Annotated in this window: 15 protein-coding genes; 13 read left to right on the top strand and 2 right to left on the bottom strand. The window is 70.8% G+C overall.

What is annotated here, in order from left to right; translation table 11 throughout:
* Positions 1-26 precede the first annotated feature (26 nt).
* From dnaJ to WA675_RS08335, 8 genes are all read left to right on the top strand, one after another.
* The gene (gene dnaJ / locus WA675_RS08300; RefSeq protein WP_336083312.1) at positions 27-1,181 is read left to right on the top strand and encodes a molecular chaperone DnaJ; all 1,155 of its coding nucleotides are present in this window, start codon (positions 27-29) and stop codon (positions 1,179-1,181) included.
* Positions 1,182-1,185: 4 nt separating this feature from the next.
* Positions 1,186-1,926 (top strand): 16S rRNA (uracil(1498)-N(3))-methyltransferase, encoded by a 741-nt coding sequence (locus WA675_RS08305; protein ID WP_336083314.1) that lies wholly within the window; start codon positions 1,186-1,188, stop codon positions 1,924-1,926.
* 196 nt (positions 1,927-2,122) lie between these two features.
* Positions 2,123-3,184 (top strand): PhoH family protein, encoded by a 1,062-nt coding sequence (locus WA675_RS08310; RefSeq protein WP_336083603.1) that lies wholly within the window; start codon positions 2,123-2,125, stop codon positions 3,182-3,184.
* 64 nt (positions 3,185-3,248) lie between these two features.
* Positions 3,249-3,803, top strand: a complete 555-nt coding sequence (gene ybeY, locus WA675_RS08315) for an rRNA maturation RNase YbeY (RefSeq protein ID WP_336083316.1) — start codon at positions 3,249-3,251, stop codon at positions 3,801-3,803.
* Positions 3,800-5,164, top strand: coding sequence for a hemolysin family protein (locus WA675_RS08320; protein WP_336083317.1), 1,365 nt, complete (start codon positions 3,800-3,802; stop codon positions 5,162-5,164). Before ybeY ends, WA675_RS08320 begins: the two co-directional genes overlap by 4 nt.
* The gene (locus WA675_RS08325; protein WP_336083319.1) at positions 5,157-5,492 is read left to right on the top strand and encodes a cytidine deaminase; all 336 of its coding nucleotides are present in this window, start codon (positions 5,157-5,159) and stop codon (positions 5,490-5,492) included. The genes WA675_RS08320 and WA675_RS08325 overlap by 8 nt, the downstream gene beginning before the upstream one ends.
* The gene (gene era / locus WA675_RS08330; RefSeq protein WP_336083320.1) at positions 5,485-6,390 is read left to right on the top strand and encodes a GTPase Era; all 906 of its coding nucleotides are present in this window, start codon (positions 5,485-5,487) and stop codon (positions 6,388-6,390) included. Before WA675_RS08325 ends, era begins: the two co-directional genes overlap by 8 nt.
* 89 nt (positions 6,391-6,479) lie before the next feature.
* On the top strand, positions 6,480-9,314 hold the full coding sequence (locus tag WA675_RS08335) for an ABC transporter substrate-binding protein (RefSeq protein WP_336083322.1): 2,835 nt from the start codon (positions 6,480-6,482) through the stop codon (positions 9,312-9,314).
* A gap of 70 nt (positions 9,315-9,384) precedes the next feature.
* On the opposite strand, the gene WA675_RS08340 is transcribed toward WA675_RS08335, so the two are convergent.
* Complete coding sequence (locus tag WA675_RS08340) at positions 9,385-10,806, bottom strand: amidase (RefSeq protein WP_336083324.1); 1,422 nt, start codon at positions 10,804-10,806, stop codon at positions 9,385-9,387.
* 151 nt (positions 10,807-10,957) lie between these two features.
* Between WA675_RS08340 and WA675_RS08345 the strand changes: the two genes are divergently transcribed.
* From WA675_RS08345 to WA675_RS08365, 5 genes are all read left to right on the top strand, one after another.
* A complete protein-coding gene (locus WA675_RS08345; protein ID WP_336083326.1) occupies positions 10,958-11,824 on the top strand; it encodes an alpha/beta fold hydrolase in 867 nt (288 codons plus the stop codon).
* A complete protein-coding gene (locus WA675_RS08350; protein ID WP_336083327.1) occupies positions 11,811-12,413 on the top strand; it encodes a TetR/AcrR family transcriptional regulator in 603 nt (200 codons plus the stop codon). Before WA675_RS08345 ends, WA675_RS08350 begins: the two co-directional genes overlap by 14 nt.
* A 53-nt stretch (positions 12,414-12,466) precedes the next feature.
* Entirely contained in the window at positions 12,467-13,249 is a 783-nt protein-coding gene (gene recO / locus WA675_RS08355; RefSeq protein WP_336083329.1) for a DNA repair protein RecO, read from the top strand.
* 137 nt (positions 13,250-13,386) lie between these two features.
* Positions 13,387-14,199, top strand: coding sequence for an isoprenyl transferase (locus WA675_RS08360; protein WP_336083330.1), 813 nt, complete (start codon positions 13,387-13,389; stop codon positions 14,197-14,199).
* A gap of 74 nt (positions 14,200-14,273) precedes the next feature.
* On the top strand, positions 14,274-14,627 hold the full coding sequence (locus tag WA675_RS08365) for a YbjN domain-containing protein (protein ID WP_336083605.1): 354 nt from the start codon (positions 14,274-14,276) through the stop codon (positions 14,625-14,627).
* 3 nt (positions 14,628-14,630) lie between these two features.
* Here the strand turns inward: WA675_RS08365 and WA675_RS08370 are convergent, their stop codons facing one another.
* Positions 14,631-15,374 carry an LGFP repeat-containing protein gene (locus WA675_RS08370; protein ID WP_336083332.1) on the bottom strand — a complete coding sequence of 248 codons (744 nt, stop codon included), beginning with the start codon at positions 15,372-15,374 and terminating at the stop codon, positions 14,631-14,633.
* Between the last annotated feature and the right edge of the window lie 85 nt (positions 15,375-15,459).

The following is a 15,459-nucleotide window of genomic DNA, read 5'->3' on the forward strand; positions in this document are numbered from 1 at the left end:
CAGCGACCAAGGACTAGAGAACTCAAGTGGCACGGGATTACTACGGACTGCTCGGCGTCGGCAAGAACGCCACCGACCAGGAGCTCAAGCGCGCCTACCGCAAGCTGGCCCGCGAACTGCACCCCGACGTGAACCCGGACGAGGCCGCCCAGGCCAAGTTCAAGGAAGTCTCCACCGCGTACGAGGTGCTCACCGACCCGGAGAAGCGCCGGATCGTCGATCTCGGCGGTGACCCGCTCGAAAACGGCGGCGGCGGTGCCGGATTCAGCGGCGCGGGCTTCGGCGGCCTCGGTGACGTCTTCGAGGCGTTCTTCGGCGGCATGAGCGGCCAGGGCGGCGGTGCGCGCAAGCCGCGCGGCCGCGTGCAGCCCGGCGCCGACTCGCTCATCCGCACCCGGCTGAGCCTGGCCGAATGCGCCGTCGGCGTGACCAAGCACCTCACCGTCGACACCGCCATCCTCTGCGATATCTGCCAGGGCGCGGGCACCAACGGCAACTCCAAGCCGGTGCGCTGCGAGACCTGTGACGGCGCCGGTGAGGTGCAGTCGGTGCAGCGCTCGTTCCTGGGCCAGGTGCTCACCTCGCGGCCCTGCCCCACCTGCCGCGGCGCCGGGGAGACCATCCCCGATCCCTGCCACAAGTGCGGTGGCGACGGCCGCGTGCGCGCGCGCCGCGAGATCGCCGCGCCGATCCCGGCCGGTGTCGCCAACGGCATGCGGGTGCGGCTGGCCGCGCAGGGCGAGGTCGGCCCCGGTGGCGGCCACGCCGGTGACCTCTACGTGGAGGTCGTCGAGCAGCCGCACGACACCTTCGTGCGCGACGGCGACGACCTGCACTGCACCGTCCGGGTGCCGATGGTCGACGCCATCCTGGGCACCACGGTCGTCGTCGACACCATCCTCGACGGCCCCACCGAGCTCACCATCGCCGCGGGCACCCAGCCCGGCGAGGTCATCCAGCTGCGCGCGCACGGCATGCCGCGACTGCGTTCGGGTGCGCGCGGTGACCTGCTCGCGCATCTCGACATCGTGGTGCCGAGCAAGCTGGACGGCAAGCAGACCGAACTGCTGCGCAAGTTCAAGGGCCTGCGCGAGAAGGACCGCGCCGAGGTGATGTCCTCGCAGTCCGAGCACAACAGCGGCCTGTTCGCCCGGCTGCGCGCCTCCTTCAGCGGACGCTGAGCCGGTGGCCGCGACGGTCTTCTACCTCGACGAGGTCCCCGAACCCGGCGCCGTCGCGGTCCTGGACGGACCGGAGGGACGGCACGCGGCCACCGTGCGCCGCATCGGCGTCGGCGAACCGATCACCCTGTCCGACGGGCGCGGTGTGCTCGCCGAATCGGAGGTCGTCGCGGCCCAGAAGGGCAGGCTGGAGCTGGCGGTGCGCACCCGCCGGACCGCCGAGCCGGTGACCCCGGCGGTGACCGTGGTGCAGGCGCTGCCCAAATCCGATCGTTCCGAGCTGGCCGTCGAGCTGATGACCGAGGCGGGCGCCGACCTGATCGTGCCGTGGCAGGCCGCGCGCTGCGTCGCGAACTGGGAAGCCAAGGCGGCCAAGGGCATCGAGAAGTGGCGGGCGGCGGCCAAGTCGGCCGCGCGGCAGTCGCGGCGCGCCTACATTCCCGATGTCGCCGAACTGCACCGCACCCGCGACCTGGTGGAGCTGGTGCGAAAGGTCAAGGCGGACGGCGCGATCGTGGCCGCCCTGCACGAATCCGGCACCGGCAAGTTCACCGAGCTGCCGCTGGCCCAGACACGGGATGTGGTGCTGATCGTCGGCCCCGAGGGCGGCCTCGACGACACCGAACTGACCGCGCTGGCCGAGGCGGGCGCCGACATCGTGCTGCTCGGTCCCACCGTGCTGCGCACCTCGACGGCCGCCGCTGTCGCCCTCGGCGCCCTCGGCGCGCTCACTTCGCGCTGGTAATCCGCCGCGTCCCCGCTGTGACCTGCGATCACCGATCGATCGCGGTTGGGCCGGTGGCACCGTTATATCGCTGGGCGGTGTCGGTGGTGCGCGTTAAACTGAGGTCATCGAACACACAGTCGAGACCGGAAGCAGGCTATAGCCACTTTTGAAGAACACAGGCGAGATCGGCGACCCCACCAACCCCGTATCAGGCATCGGCGCAGGCGGAAACAACGCGGGTCCCGCGGCGCGAACAGTGCGTTCCAGCATCGAACTCGCCCCGGAGTCTGTCTTCCCCTTCCTCGGCTCGGCCGACCAGAATCTCCGTCAGCTGGAGAAGCTCCTTCCGGCCGACATCCACGTCCGCGGCAACACCGTCACCATCACCGGCAAGGCCGGTGACGTGGCGCTGGCCGAACGCGTCATCGAGCAGCTCGTAGCGCTGACCGGCCGCAATCGGGTGATCACCCCCGAGGCGGTCCGGCACACCGTGTCCATGCTCACCGAAGGCGTGTCCGAATCGCCCGCCGAGGTGCTGAGCCTGGACATCCTGTCGCGCCGCGGCAAGACCATCCGGCCCAAGACGCTCAACCAGAAGCGCTATGTCGACGCGATCGACGCCAACACCATCGTGTTCGGCATCGGTCCCGCCGGTACCGGCAAGACCTACCTCGCCATGGCCAAGGCGGTGCAGGCCCTGCAGTCCAAGCAGGTCACCCGCATCATCCTGACCAGGCCCGCGGTCGAGGCCGGTGAGCGGCTGGGCTTCCTGCCGGGCACCCTCAACGACAAGATCGACCCGTATCTGCGGCCGCTCTACGACGCCCTGCACGACATGATGGACCCGGAAGCCATCCCCAAGCTGCTGGCCTCCGGTGTCATCGAGGTCGCCCCGCTGGCGTACATGCGTGGGCGCAGCCTCAACGACTCGTTCATCATTCTCGACGAGGCGCAGAACACCACCGCCGAGCAGATGAAGATGTTCCTGACCCGCCTGGGCTTCGGCTCCAAGATGGTCGTCACCGGTGACATCTCGCAGGTCGACCTGCCCAACGGGCAGCGCTCGGGTCTGCGCGCGGCGGCGGAGATCCTCACCGATATCGACGACATCCACTTCTCGGAGCTCACCAGCGCCGACGTGGTGCGCCACCGGCTGGTCTCCGACATCGTCGACGCCTACGACCGCTACGAATCCGACACCCGCGCGGTGCCGGGCCCGCATTACCCGGGCAACCGGGCGCAACGGCGCGCCGCCGGGCGCGCCAACCGGGGCTGACCCGCGGCACGCTGGAGACGATGCCGCTCCCGGCGGCATCGGGCCCAGACCGTACCCTGAACAGGTGAGCATCGAGATCGCCAACGAGTCGGGCATGGAAATCCCCGAAGAAGACCTGGTCAGCGTCGCCCGGTTCGTGATCGGCCGGATGGACGTGCATCCCGCCGCGGAACTGTCGATGGTGCTTGTCGATCTCGACACCATGGCCGACCTGCACGTGCGCTGGATGGACCTGCCCGGTCCCACCGACGTGATGTCGTTCCCGATGGACGAGCTGGAGCCGGGCGGTCGCCCCGACAGCCCCGAGCCCGGCCCGTCCATGCTCGGCGACATCGTGCTGTGCCCGGAGTTCGCCATGGGCCAGGCCCAGAAGGCCGGGCATTCGCTCGATCACGAGCTCGCGCTGCTCACCGTGCACGGCGTGCTCCACCTGCTCGGCTACGACCACGCCGAGCCGGAGGAGGAGAAGGAGATGTTCGCCCTGCAGGCCCAGCTGCTCGAGGAGTGGTATGTGAGCCTGCGTGCGGAACAGCGTCGCGCCGAACTGGCCGAGCGCGACGCCCGGTTGCTCGGCAAGGCGGGCTTCACCGCGCCGGGCGACGCCCTGGGCCCCGCGTGACATCGGTCTGGCTGATCGTCCTGGCGATCCTGCTCATCGGGATCGGAGGCGTCTTCGCCGGGGTCGACTCGGCGCTGAACACGGTGTCGCGGGCCCGGCTCGACGACATGGTGCGCGAGGACCGGCCCGGCGCGGCCCGGCTGCGCAAGATCGTCGACGACCGCCCGCGGTACGTGAATCTCATGGTGCTGCTGCGCATCCTGTGCGAGATCACCGCCACCGTGCTGCTGGTCGCCGCCACCCTGGACATCTGGTCGGAGAGCCTCGCGCTGCTGATCACCGCCGCGGTGATGGTGGTGGTGTCGTATGTGGTGATCGGTGTCGGGCCGCGCACACTGGGCCGTCAGCACGCGTATTCGATCGCGCTGGCCGCCTCGGTGCCGGTGCAGCTCATCGGCGCGGTGCTCGGGCCGGTCAGCAGGCTGCTGATCCTGCTCGGCAATGCCATCACCCCCGGTAAGGGCTTCCGCAACGGGCCGTTCGCCTCCGAGATCGAGCTGCGCGAGGTGGTCGACATGGCCCGTGAGCGCGGCGTGGTGGCCGACGACGAACGCCGGATGATCCAGTCGGTCTTCGAGCTCGGTGACACCGCCGCGCGCGCGGTGATGGTGCCGCGCACCGAGATGGTGTGGATCGAGGACGACAAGACCGCCGCCCAGGCGATGTCGCTGGCGGTGCGCTCCGGGCATTCGCGCATCCCGGTGATCGGCGAGAACGTCGACGACGTGCTGGGCGTGGTCTACCTCAAGGACCTCGTGCCCTACGCCGATCGCAGCCGCAAGGTGACGGTGCGCGAGGTGATGCGGCCCGCGGTGTTCGTGCCCGACTCCAAGCCGCTCGACGACCTGCTCGACGAGATGCAGCGCCGCCGCAACCACATGGCCGTACTGGTAGACGAGTACGGTGGCATCGCCGGGCTGGTGACCATCGAGGACGTGCTCGAGGAGATCGTCGGGGAGATCGCCGACGAGTACGACACCGACGAGACCCCGCCGGTCGAGGACCTGGGGGAGGGGCGCTACCGCGTCTCGGCCCGGTTGTCGGTGGAGGACCTCGGCGAGCTCTACGGGCTCGAGATCGAGGACGAGGACGTCGACACCGTCGGCGGCCTGCTCGCGCACGAACTGGGCCGCGTGCCGCTGCCGGGCTCCAAGGTGGCCGTGCACGGGCTGGTGCTGCGCGGCGAGGGCGGTGCCGACGCGCGCGGCCGGATGCGGGTGAACACGGTGCTGGTGCGCCGCGCCCCCGATCCGGCGAAGAAGAACGACAAGTCCCGCAAGGGCACCACCGACGAGGCGAGCGCCGACACCGACCAGGTGAGCGTGGCCGCGCCCGACGACAACGGAGAAACCCATGAGTGAACTGGATGCCGAGGACAACAAGCTGCTGGTGCTGGCGCGCGGCGCGCTGGGCCGCACCGGCGGCGCGAGCGGTGCCGCGGTGCGCGACACCGACGGCCGCACCTACGCGGCGGGCGAGGTCGCGCTGAGCGCGCTGCGGCTGACCGCTTTGCAGGCCGCCGTGGCCGCCGCGATCTCCAGCGGCGCCGAGGGATTCGAGGCGGCGGTCGTCGTCGGCGGGGCCGCCGACGACGCGGGCATCGACGCCGTGCGCGAGGTCTCACCCGCCGCCTCGGTGATCCGGACCGATCGCACCGGCGCGGTGCTCAGCGAGGTGCACGGTGGCTGACCAGGAATTCCGTTCCGGCTTCGTCTGTTTCGTCGGCCGCCCGAACACCGGCAAGTCGACGCTGACCAATGCCCTGGTCGGCACCAAGATCGCGATCACCTCCTCGCGCCCGCAGACCACCCGACACACCATCCGCGGCATCGTGCACCGCGAGCACGCCCAGCTGATCCTGGTCGACACCCCCGGCCTGCACCGCCCGCGCACGCTGCTCGGCCAGCGCCTCAACGATCTGGTGCGCGACACCTACTCCGAGGTCGACGTGATCGCGGTGTGCATCCCGGCCGACGAGAAGATCGGTCCCGGTGACCGCTGGATCGTCGAGCAGATCAAGATGATGGCGCCCAAGACCACCGTGCTCGGCGTGGTCACCAAGATCGACAAGGTGAGCCGCGACCAGGTGGCCCACCAGCTGATGGCGGTCTCCCAGCTGCTCGGTCCCGAGGCCGAGGTGGTGCCGGTGTCGGCGGTCAAGGGTGAGCAGGTCGAGGTGCTCGTCGACGTGATCGCGGCGCAGATGCCCGAGGGCCCGGCCTTCTATCCCGACGGCGAGATCACCGACGAGCCCGAGGAAACCCTCATGGCCGAGCTGATCCGCGAGGCCGCGCTCGAGGGTGTGCGTGACGAGCTGCCGCACTCGCTGGCCGTGGTCATCGAGGAGATCCAGCCGTACGAGGCCAACGAGGACATGCTCGAGGTGCACGCGCTGCTGTATGTCGAACGGCCCAGCCAGAAGGCGATCATCATCGGCAAGAACGGTGCGCGGCTGAAAGAGGTCGGCACCAACGCCCGCAAGCAGATCGAGCACATCCTCGGTACCCGGATCTACCTGAACCTGCACGTGAAGGTGGCCAAGGACTGGCAGCGCGACCCGAAACAGCTGGGGAAGCTGGGCTTTTGACCGTTTGACGGCCGGTCGTTCGGGGTATCGTTCGGCGAACACGCCGGTTCGCTGGGCGTGCTCGCTGATCGTCCGGGGAGGCCGTCGAAGTGCCCGATGCCAATGATGTCGGCAAGCTGCTGGAGCTGCTGCGGGCGCTGGAGATTCCCGACACCCGGCCGCGGGTGCTGCGCACGCTGGTGCGCGGGCGGCGCACGCTGCCGCGCCCGATCGTCGAACTGGTCGGCGTGCAGGGCCATTCCGCGCTGGTCGCCGAGCTGTACGGCTGGCTCAGCGATTCCGGTGGCCGCCGGGCCACCCCGCGCGCCAGGGTCGACCTGCGCGCCCCCGACCTACCGCCGACCGCGCTCACCCCGGATCCGCAGGCCACCGGCCCGCAGGCCACCGAGCAGGAGATCGCCGGGCACTGCCTGCCGATCATCCAGCAGCTGGTGGCCGGTTTCGCCGCCGACGACACCGCGATGGGCGCGATCAAGTTCCCGCGCTACCGCACCGCCGACTGGCTGACCCGCCAGCGCGTCACCAGCGACGAGGCCGAGACCCCCGACGAACTGCGCCGCAGGCTGCCCACACTGCTGCGCAGCGGTTCGCCGACCAGCCGCTCCGACACCGCCGAAGGCGTTGCCGGGGACACGATCTCGCGGGTGGTCTTCGGTGTGCTCGCGCTGTGGCCGGTGCTGCGGTTGTGGCTGTGGGTCTCCGGGCGGATTCCCGGGATGTCGAAGGTGACGCGCTGGTTCCTGCATCAGCGCTATCTGGCTCCCGAATTATCCGGCAGCTTCCTGGGTTTCGCCTCCCGGCTCACCGTCTCGCACCGGGTGGACGAGAACGAGGAGCAGGTCGCCAAGCTGCTCATCCACGCCTTTCTCGAGGATCTGCGCGATGCCTACCGGCGCCGGATCTGGCGGCCGTCGAGCTGGCGGCGCACCGCGTATCCGGTGGCGCTGCTGGGTGGGCTGGCCGAGGGCAGCGACGGCGCGCGCATCCTCACCTGGATCAACGAGATCCGCAACGAGACCGGCATCTTCGATCCGCTGGTGGTGCTCGCGCTGCGGGAGGAGGGGCCGCACCGCGAGGTCGCCGAGCTGTCCTACATCTCCGATCTGCGCCCGCTGCGCACTCTGGAGAGCCTGGCCGACCAGCCCACGCCGCAGCCGCCGGACCCGCTGCAGGCCTGGGTGCGCGAGATCGACAACCGCCGCACCCACCGTCAGGCCGATGCCTGGTTCCTGCCGCTGCGCGCGCTGCTCCCTGCCGATACCCCACCGCGGGTGAGCGATCCGCGGTTCCGCGGCCTGGCCCTGCCGCCCGCGCCGCCGCTGGCCGCGCGCAGCTGGTTCGTCGGGCTGTGTGTGCTCATCCCGATCGTGCTCGCCGTCGCCGCCGCACTCACCTACTTCCCGCCGCTGCGCGGTGCCCCGTGCTCGCACTGGCCGTGGACCGGCGGGGTCTCGGTGAGCCTGCGCGACGGCGAATGCGTCGGCTACAGCGACAATGCCGCCCAGACCTTCGCCGACGATCCCGAGCTCTCGGCCATGCAGCGGGAAGTGTTCCGGCTCAACGCCGCCGCCGAGGACGCGCGCCGCGGCAACCCGAACCGGCCGCTGATCTCGCTGGTGTACTTCGCCGGGCTCAGCTATGTCGACACCAATGTGAAGTATCCGCACGCGCAGGTCGAGGAGCTGGCTGGGCTGGCGGTGCAGCAGCGGCGCGCGCTGCTGGCCGCCGACGAGTCGGAACCGTTGGTGCGCATCGTCATCGCCAACGGCGGCTCCGATATGCGGCACGCGCGCTGGGTGGTCGACCATCCGTTGCGCGACCTGATCGCCGAGGACCCGAGCGTGCTCGGTGTGGTCGGGATCGATCGCAGCACCGACGAGACCCGCACCGCCATCACCCGGCTCGGCGATCTCGGCGTACCCGCGGTGGCGACGACCCTGTCGGCCGATGGCCTCGACCAGGCCTCGCCGCTGTATTTCCAGGCGGCCCCGAGCAATACGGTGCAGGCGAAACTGGTCGCCGACTACGCGCAGGGTGCCCGCGACGCCACCGGCAGGCCCGCCTACGACAAGGTGACGATCTATCACCCCGAGGGCGACGACGACCTGTACGTGACGACGCTCGTCGAGGATCTGCGCGGCGAGCTGACCGAACGCGGCGTGGCGCAGGAGAGCCTGAGCTGGCGTGAGCAGCAGCAGCTCTACCGGTTCCCGGCGCCGTGCGAGTCGACCGGATTCGACCGGCGCACCCTGCTGTTCTTCGCCGGGCGCAACGACGATTTCGCCACCTTCGCCAAATCGGTCAGCCGGGGCTGCCTGAGTGGAGAAGGTCCGGCGATCCTCGGCAACGACGCGGTGACCCGGCTGATCACCGACCAGCGGGCCACCGCCGCACTGCCCTCGAATCTGACGGTGCGGTATGTCGCCAAGGCATCCCCGGTGATGCTCGGCGGCGCCGATTGTGTGCGCGGGGTCGGCAAACTCGGCAATCAACCGGTGCCGTTCGAGCACGAACAGCTCTGCGCCGAACTGGCCGGGCTGATCGAGGATCTGCGCGTCTATCCGGGCCTCGCCGACTACCAGCCCACTTGGGCGGGAGACCGGACCGGCCTGGCCTTCGACGTGAGCGGCTTGTTCGTCCAGGCCGTGCGCAGCAGCCGCGGTGTTCTCGGCGACCAGCCGCCGAACCGCACCGCCATCGCGGTCCAGTTGCGCGAGAGCGACTATCGCGGTGTCACCGGCACCCTGGCCTTCGCGACCAAGCGGGTGGCGGACACGTCCTCGATCGCGGTCCTGGTCACCACCGCTGTCGGCGCGGGCGGGCCGCAGCGCTGCCTGCTGATGATGCCCCGGCAGCCCGGCCAGGACGGTTGCCCGGCGGGAACCAAGAGCGATCTCGAGGGCTGGGCGGAACCGGGGCGCTAGCGCACCGTCAGCGGCGGACTCACCGGCACCGAACTCTACGAGCGCTGGCGGGCGACCGCGCCGCTGTGCGTCACCACCACGGCGCGGGGCGCGCGCGGTCCCAGCGCAGCTCCGATTCGAGCTGGGCCGCCAGCGCGATCAGTGTCGGCTCGGCGTTCGCGGTGCCCATCAGCTGCGCGCCGATCGGCAGGCCCGCGTCGGTGAATCCGGCGGGCACGTTCACACTCGGCCAGCCCAGCACGTTCCACGGCCAGGTGTAGGGGCAGGCGGCCGTGATCAGGTTGTTGGTCGCGCCGACGCCGATCCCGTCGATCTCTTCGGCGACCGGGGGCGGGGTGGCGGTGGTGGGCGCCAGCACCACGTCGTAGTCGTCGAAGAATCCGCCGATCCGCTTGCGCAGCGGGGGTTCCGCGAGGCGGGCCGCGGCCAGGACCGGACCGCCGAGCACCCGGCCGAGCCGGGCGTTGGCCGTGGTGCGCGGGTCGACGACCGCCTCCGGCATGGCCCGGCGCACCGCGCTGATCCCCGCCATCGATCGGGGCAGGAACGACGCGCCGATCAGCAGGCCGTAGTGCAGATCGGCCACGGTGACCGTGTGGCCGAGCCCGCGCAGTGTCGTCGCCAGCGCGTGCACGGCGGCGGCGATCTGCGGATCGAGCGCGGTCTTGGTGGCGGTGAACGGGATGCGCAGGGACAGGGCGATTCTGAGTTTGCCGGGATCGCGGCCGACGGCGGCGCTCGCGTCGATCGGCGCGGGGGTGTGCCGGTCGCCGTCGTGCGGTCCCGCGGCCACGTCGAGCAGCAGGGCCGCGTCGCGGACGGTCCGGGCCAGTGGGCCGTTGACGGTGAGCCCGTAGAACGCCTCGGCGAGCGGCCAGGTGGAGATGCGCCCGCGCTGCGGCTTGATGCCGACCAGGTTGTTCCACGCGGCGGGAATGCGCACCGACCCCGCGCCGTCGGAACCCAGTGCGGCGGGCACCAATCCGGCCGCGACCGCCGCCGCCGAACCGCCGGAGGAGCCACCCGGCGTGCGGGTGCGGTCCCACGGATTGCGGGAGTGACCGAAGGCGGCGCCGCTGGTGAACGGCAGCTGACCGAGCTCGCAGGTATTGGCCTTGCCGACGATCACCGCGCCCGCGGCGCGCAGCCTGCGCACCGATTCGGCGTCGGCGGTCTTCGGGCGGAACTCGCCGCCACAGCCGAAGGCGGTGACCTCACCGGCCATATCGGTGTCGTCCTTGACCGCGATCGGCACCCCGAGCAGCGGCAACCGGTCTCCGGCGGCCAGCCGCGCGTCGGCCTCGGCGGCTTCGCGCAGCGCGGCCTCGCGGCGGACCACACGGAAGGCGTTGAGCGTCGGCTGGGACGCCTCGATGCGGTCGAGGGCGTCGGTGACGGCCGCGACCGAGGAGAGATGGCCGTCGGCCAGGGCGGCGGACAGTTCGGTGAGGCCGAGGTCGGCCTGGGGTGCGGTGCGGTCGGGCACGGACATGTGAGCTCCGTCTCGTCTGGGGCGTGGCTCGACCGTAGCGCGGGAACTGGTCGCCCGTCCACATCCCCTGGGGTGGGTATTCGGCACTAGACATACATACGGGATGTATGTAACAGTGAACGGGTCCAGACTTCGATCAGGGGAGGACCCCATGGGAATCAGTCCAGCACTCGGCCCGGCACGCGAGATCGCCCTGTCGGCGGGCCGGATCCGCTATCACGACACCGGCACCGGATCGCCGGTGGTGTTCGTGCACGGCCTGCTCGTCAACGCCGATCTCTGGCGGAAGGTGGTGCCCGGCCTGGCCGCCGCGGGCCACCGCTGCCTCGCCCCCGACTGGCCGCTGGGCTCGCACTCGATCCCGATGCCCGCGGCCGACCTCACGCCCACCGGCCTCGCCGATCTGATCGCCGAGTTCCTCGACGCGCTCGACCTCACCGATGTCACCGTCGTCGCCAACGACACCGGCGGCGCGCTCACCCAGCTCCTGATGACCCGCCGTCCGGAACGGATCGGGCGCGTCGTGCTGGCGGCCGTCGACTGCTACGAGACCTTCCCGCCGTTCCCCTTCGGCACCCTGATGAAGGTCGCGAAGCTGCCCGGCACGATCACGCCGCTGCTGGCGCCGATGCGCTGGAAGTTCGTCCAGCGCCTGCCGCTGGGCTTCGGCTGGGTCACCAAACACGATCTGCCCGCCGAGATCGCGCAGTCCTATCTCGCGCCCGCGCGCCGCAGCGCCGCCATCCGCGCCGACCTGCGCCGCTTCGCCGCCGGGGTGAGCAACCGCCACACCCTCGCCGCCGCCGAACGCTTCGCCGAGGTGGATCTGCCGGTCCAGGTCATCTGGTCCACCGAGGACAAACTGTTCCCGATGACCCTGGCCCGGCGCCTGGCCGCCGACCTGCCGCACGCGAGCCTGCACACCGTCGACGACTCCTACACGTTCCTGCCCGAGGACCAGCCGGAGTTGCTCACCGAACTGATCGTGGAGTTCACTCGGCTGCATGCAGCGCCGTAGTCAGGAGGACCGCTCCCGCACCACCCGGGCCGCGCTTGAGCGGGCAGGTCGTGACCTGTTCGCCGAGCGCGGTTTCGCGGGCACCTCCGCCGAACAGCTGGTGGCCGCCGCCGGGGTCACCCGCGGCGCCCTGCATCACCATTACGGCGACAAGCGCGGCCTGTTCCTGGCCGTGCTCGAAGAACTCGAAGGCGAGATCACCGCCGAGATCCAGCGCGCGGTCGACACCGCCGACCCCGCCGACATCCTGGCCGGGATGACCGCGGGACTGGCCTGTTTCCTGGAGATCTGCACCCGCCCCGAGGTCCTGCGGATCGCCCTGACCGACGCCCCGACCGTGCTGGGCTGGCAGGCCTGGCGCGAGCTGGAGGCCCGCCACGGGCTGGGGCTCATCACCGAGCAGCTCGACCGCGCCACCAGCGCCGGGCTGGTCGCCACCGCGCCGGTCCCGGTGCTGGCGCAACTGCTGCTCAGCGCGATCGCCGAGGCCTCGCTCATCGTCGCGCACGCCGAGGACCCCGATCGGGCGCGCGGGGAGACCCAGCAGTCGCTGCTGGTGCTGATCACCGGACTGCTGCGCCGGGACTGACCGCCGGGGTGTGGCGTGTGCGCGGTGTCGGGCACCCGTGGAAGACTGGGCCCGTGCGGTTGTATCGGGACGAGGCGGTGGTGCTGCGCCAGCACAAGCTGGGCGAGGCCGATCGCATCGTCACGCTGCTGACGAGGCAGCACGGGCTGGTGCGCGCGGTGGCCAAGGGCGTGCGGCGCACCAAGTCGAAGTTCGGGGCGCGGCTCGAGCCGTTCGCCTACATCGATGTGCAACTGCACCCCGGCCGCACCCTCGACGTCGTCACCCAGGTGAGCACACTCGAGGCGTTCGCCTCCGACATCATCGACGACTACGGCCGCTACACCACCGCCTGCGCCGTCCTCGAGACCGCCGAACGGCTGGCCGGTGAGGAACGCGCGCCCGCGCCCAAGCTGCACTCGCTCACCGCGAGCGCCCTGCGCGCCATCGCCGCCCAGCAGCGGCCGCACGAACTGATCCTCGACGCGTACCTGTTGCGCGCCATGGGTTTCGCGGGCTGGGCACCCGCCCTGGACGAATGCGCCCGCTGCGCCACCCCGGGCCCGCACCGCGCCTTCCACGTCGCCGCGGGTGGCGCGGTCTGCGTGCACTGCAGGCCGCCGGGGGCCAGTACGCCGGTCACCGGGGTTCTGGATCTGCTCGTCGCCCTGTTGAAGGGGGAGTGGGACTACATCGCCGATGTCCCCGGAAGTATCCGGCGCCAGGCCAGCGGACTGGTCGCCGCTCATCTGCAATGGCATCTGGAACGTCAGCTGCGCACCCTGCCACTGATCGAGCGCACCGGCGAGAGCGGCACCGCCCGCCCCGGCACCACCATCGTCGGCCAGGCGGGCTGACCACGACCGCAACCCACGCGATCGCGCGGGCCGAAGGCGAGTCTCGAGTGTCGACCGGTGACCCCTCGGGGCCGCGAGTCGAGCGCGCCCGCGCTCCGATAACACCGCGTGTGGACCACCTCCAGGGATCAGGCAGGATGGATGCCGTGATCCTGCGTCGTGACACCGCCACCGCGAGCAAGCCGGGCCGCACCGTGCGCCCGCCGTCCCCGCATCCCTCCGGCGCGCGTCCGCCCGCGATCCCGGCCGAGCTGGTGCCCAACCATGTCGCGCTGGTGATGGACGGCAACGGCCGCTGGGCCCAGGATCGCGGGCTGCCGCGCACGGCCGGGCACGAGCGGGGCGAGGCCGTGCTGATGGACTCGGTCGAGGGCTGTATCGAGATCGGCGTCAAGTGGCTCTCGGCCTATGCCTTCTCCACCGAGAACTGGCGGCGCAGCCCCGACGAGGTGCGCTTCCTGATGGGCTTCAATCGCGATGTCATCCGCCGCCGCCGCGACGAGATGCACGAGATGGGTGTGCGGGTGCGCTGGGCGGGCCGCCGTCCGCGGCTGTGGCGCAGCGTGATCAAGGAGCTCGAGATCGCCGAGGAGCTCACCAAGGACAACGACGTGATGACGCTGACCATGTGCGTCAACTACGGCGGCCGCGCCGAGATCGCCGACGCCGCCCGCGAGATCGCGCGCCGGGTCGCGGCGGGCGAGATCGATCCGGAGAAGGTCGACGAGGCCACCGTCGCGCGCTACCTCGACGAACCCGATATGCCCGATGTCGACCTGTTCCTGCGGCCCTCGGGCGAGTTCCGAAGCTCGAACTTCCTCATCTGGCAGGCCGCCTACGCCGAATTCGTCTACCAGGACACCCTTTTCCCCGACTTCGACCGGCGTAACCTGTGGGACGCGTGCCTGGAATACGCCAAGCGCGATCGTCGCTTCGGCGGCACCAAATGAGCGACGGAGCCGACATGGACGCGGTGGTCACCCCCGAACTGGACCTCCAGGCCCGCACCGGCGCCTGCCTGCAGATGCAGGACATCGATATCCGCGTCGACGCCGACGGCTCGCTCGGTTTCGAATACGACGGCGCGCTGTGCTCGATCCGCGCGGTCACCCTCGCGCCCGGGCTCACCGTGCTCTCGCTGACCAGCGTGCTGGCCTGGGACCGTCCGCTCAAGCCGCAGTTGCACAAGCGGGTCGCCGAGCGCAACAACGAGATCCAGTTCGGCTCGGTCACGCTGATCGCGCGCGGCAAGCTGGGCGATGTGATCCTGCGCTACACCTTCCCCGCCGAGGGCCTCGACGACCAGGCGCTGACCACCATGCTGCTGCTGGCGCTCACCGGCGCGAGCAGGGCCCGCGAGGGACTGCTCGCGCCGTAGCCGTCAGCTCTCGGGCTTCCAGGTGAGCTTGCCGCCCTGGAAATCCTGGGCCTTGCCGCCCTGGTAGTCGTACTCGTCGCTGGTGGGGTAGCCGTAGCGGCCGGTCTCGGCGCCCGCGCGGATCCAGTCGGCCTGGATGCTGCCCCACACCGCGTGCGCGCCGGTGGCGGCGGTCCAGTAGATGGCGCCGGTCGGGAACATCGAGAACTGGCCGCCCTTGCCCGCCGCGGACACATCGCTGAGCGGGAAGCCCAGCGGGCTCGACTCCCAGCCCAGCGCCGCCCACTTGTCCCGGATCGGGCCGCTGATCTGATGCGCGCCGGTGCCGACGGACCAGTAGATCGAGCCCTGCTGGAAGTGGTTGTAGCGCCCGGCGCCGCCGGGCGTGGACTCCTCCCGGGTGACCGGGTAGCCCAGCTTGCCGGACTCGTTGCCCAGCTCGGCGTACTTGTCGCGGATCTGGCCCGCGACCGTGCGGGCGTCGGTGTCGGGGTGCCAGTAGATGGCGGCGTTGTTCGTGAAGGTCTGGTACTTGCCCCCGGCGGCCGCGTCGGCCTCGGGGGAGGTCGGGTCGCCGAGTCCACCCACCAGGTCGTATTCGGCCTCGATCGCCCCGCCGACCTCGAATTCGCCGATCTTCCTTGCCTGCGCGGTCCCGGCGACGGCCGCGGGGATCAGGACCGCCACGGTGGCGGCGGCGAGGGCGGCCAGGCCGCGCGAGCGAAGGGTTCGTCGGTGTAGTGCCACAGGAAACTCCCTGGTCGGATCGATGTGTCGATGGCCTGGTGGCCCACGACCCCACCGATGCCGCACCCGAACCTACCCGTTGTTC

The organism is Nocardia sp. SSK8 (assembly GCF_037034205.1).
In the GTDB taxonomy this organism is placed as follows: Bacteria; Actinomycetota; Actinomycetes; order Mycobacteriales; family Mycobacteriaceae; genus Nocardia.

Excerpts from the sequence above, each read along its gene's own strand:
- WA675_RS08350 (WP_336083327.1), top strand. The coding sequence starts at position 11,811 with ATGCAGCGCCGTAGTCAGGAGGACCGCTCCCGCACCACCCGGGCCGCG.
- WA675_RS08345 (WP_336083326.1), top strand. The coding sequence starts at position 10,958 with ATGGGAATCAGTCCAGCACTCGGCCCGGCACGCGAGATCGCCCTGTCG.
- WA675_RS08325 (WP_336083319.1), top strand. The coding sequence starts at position 5,157 with ATGAGTGAACTGGATGCCGAGGACAACAAGCTGCTGGTGCTGGCGCGC.
- WA675_RS08340 (WP_336083324.1), bottom strand. The coding sequence starts at position 10,806 with ATGTCCGTGCCCGACCGCACCGCACCCCAGGCCGACCTCGGCCTCACC.
- WA675_RS08360 (WP_336083330.1), top strand. The coding sequence starts at position 13,387 with ATGGATGCCGTGATCCTGCGTCGTGACACCGCCACCGCGAGCAAGCCG.
- WA675_RS08365 (WP_336083605.1), top strand. The coding sequence starts at position 14,274 with ATGCAGGACATCGATATCCGCGTCGACGCCGACGGCTCGCTCGGTTTC.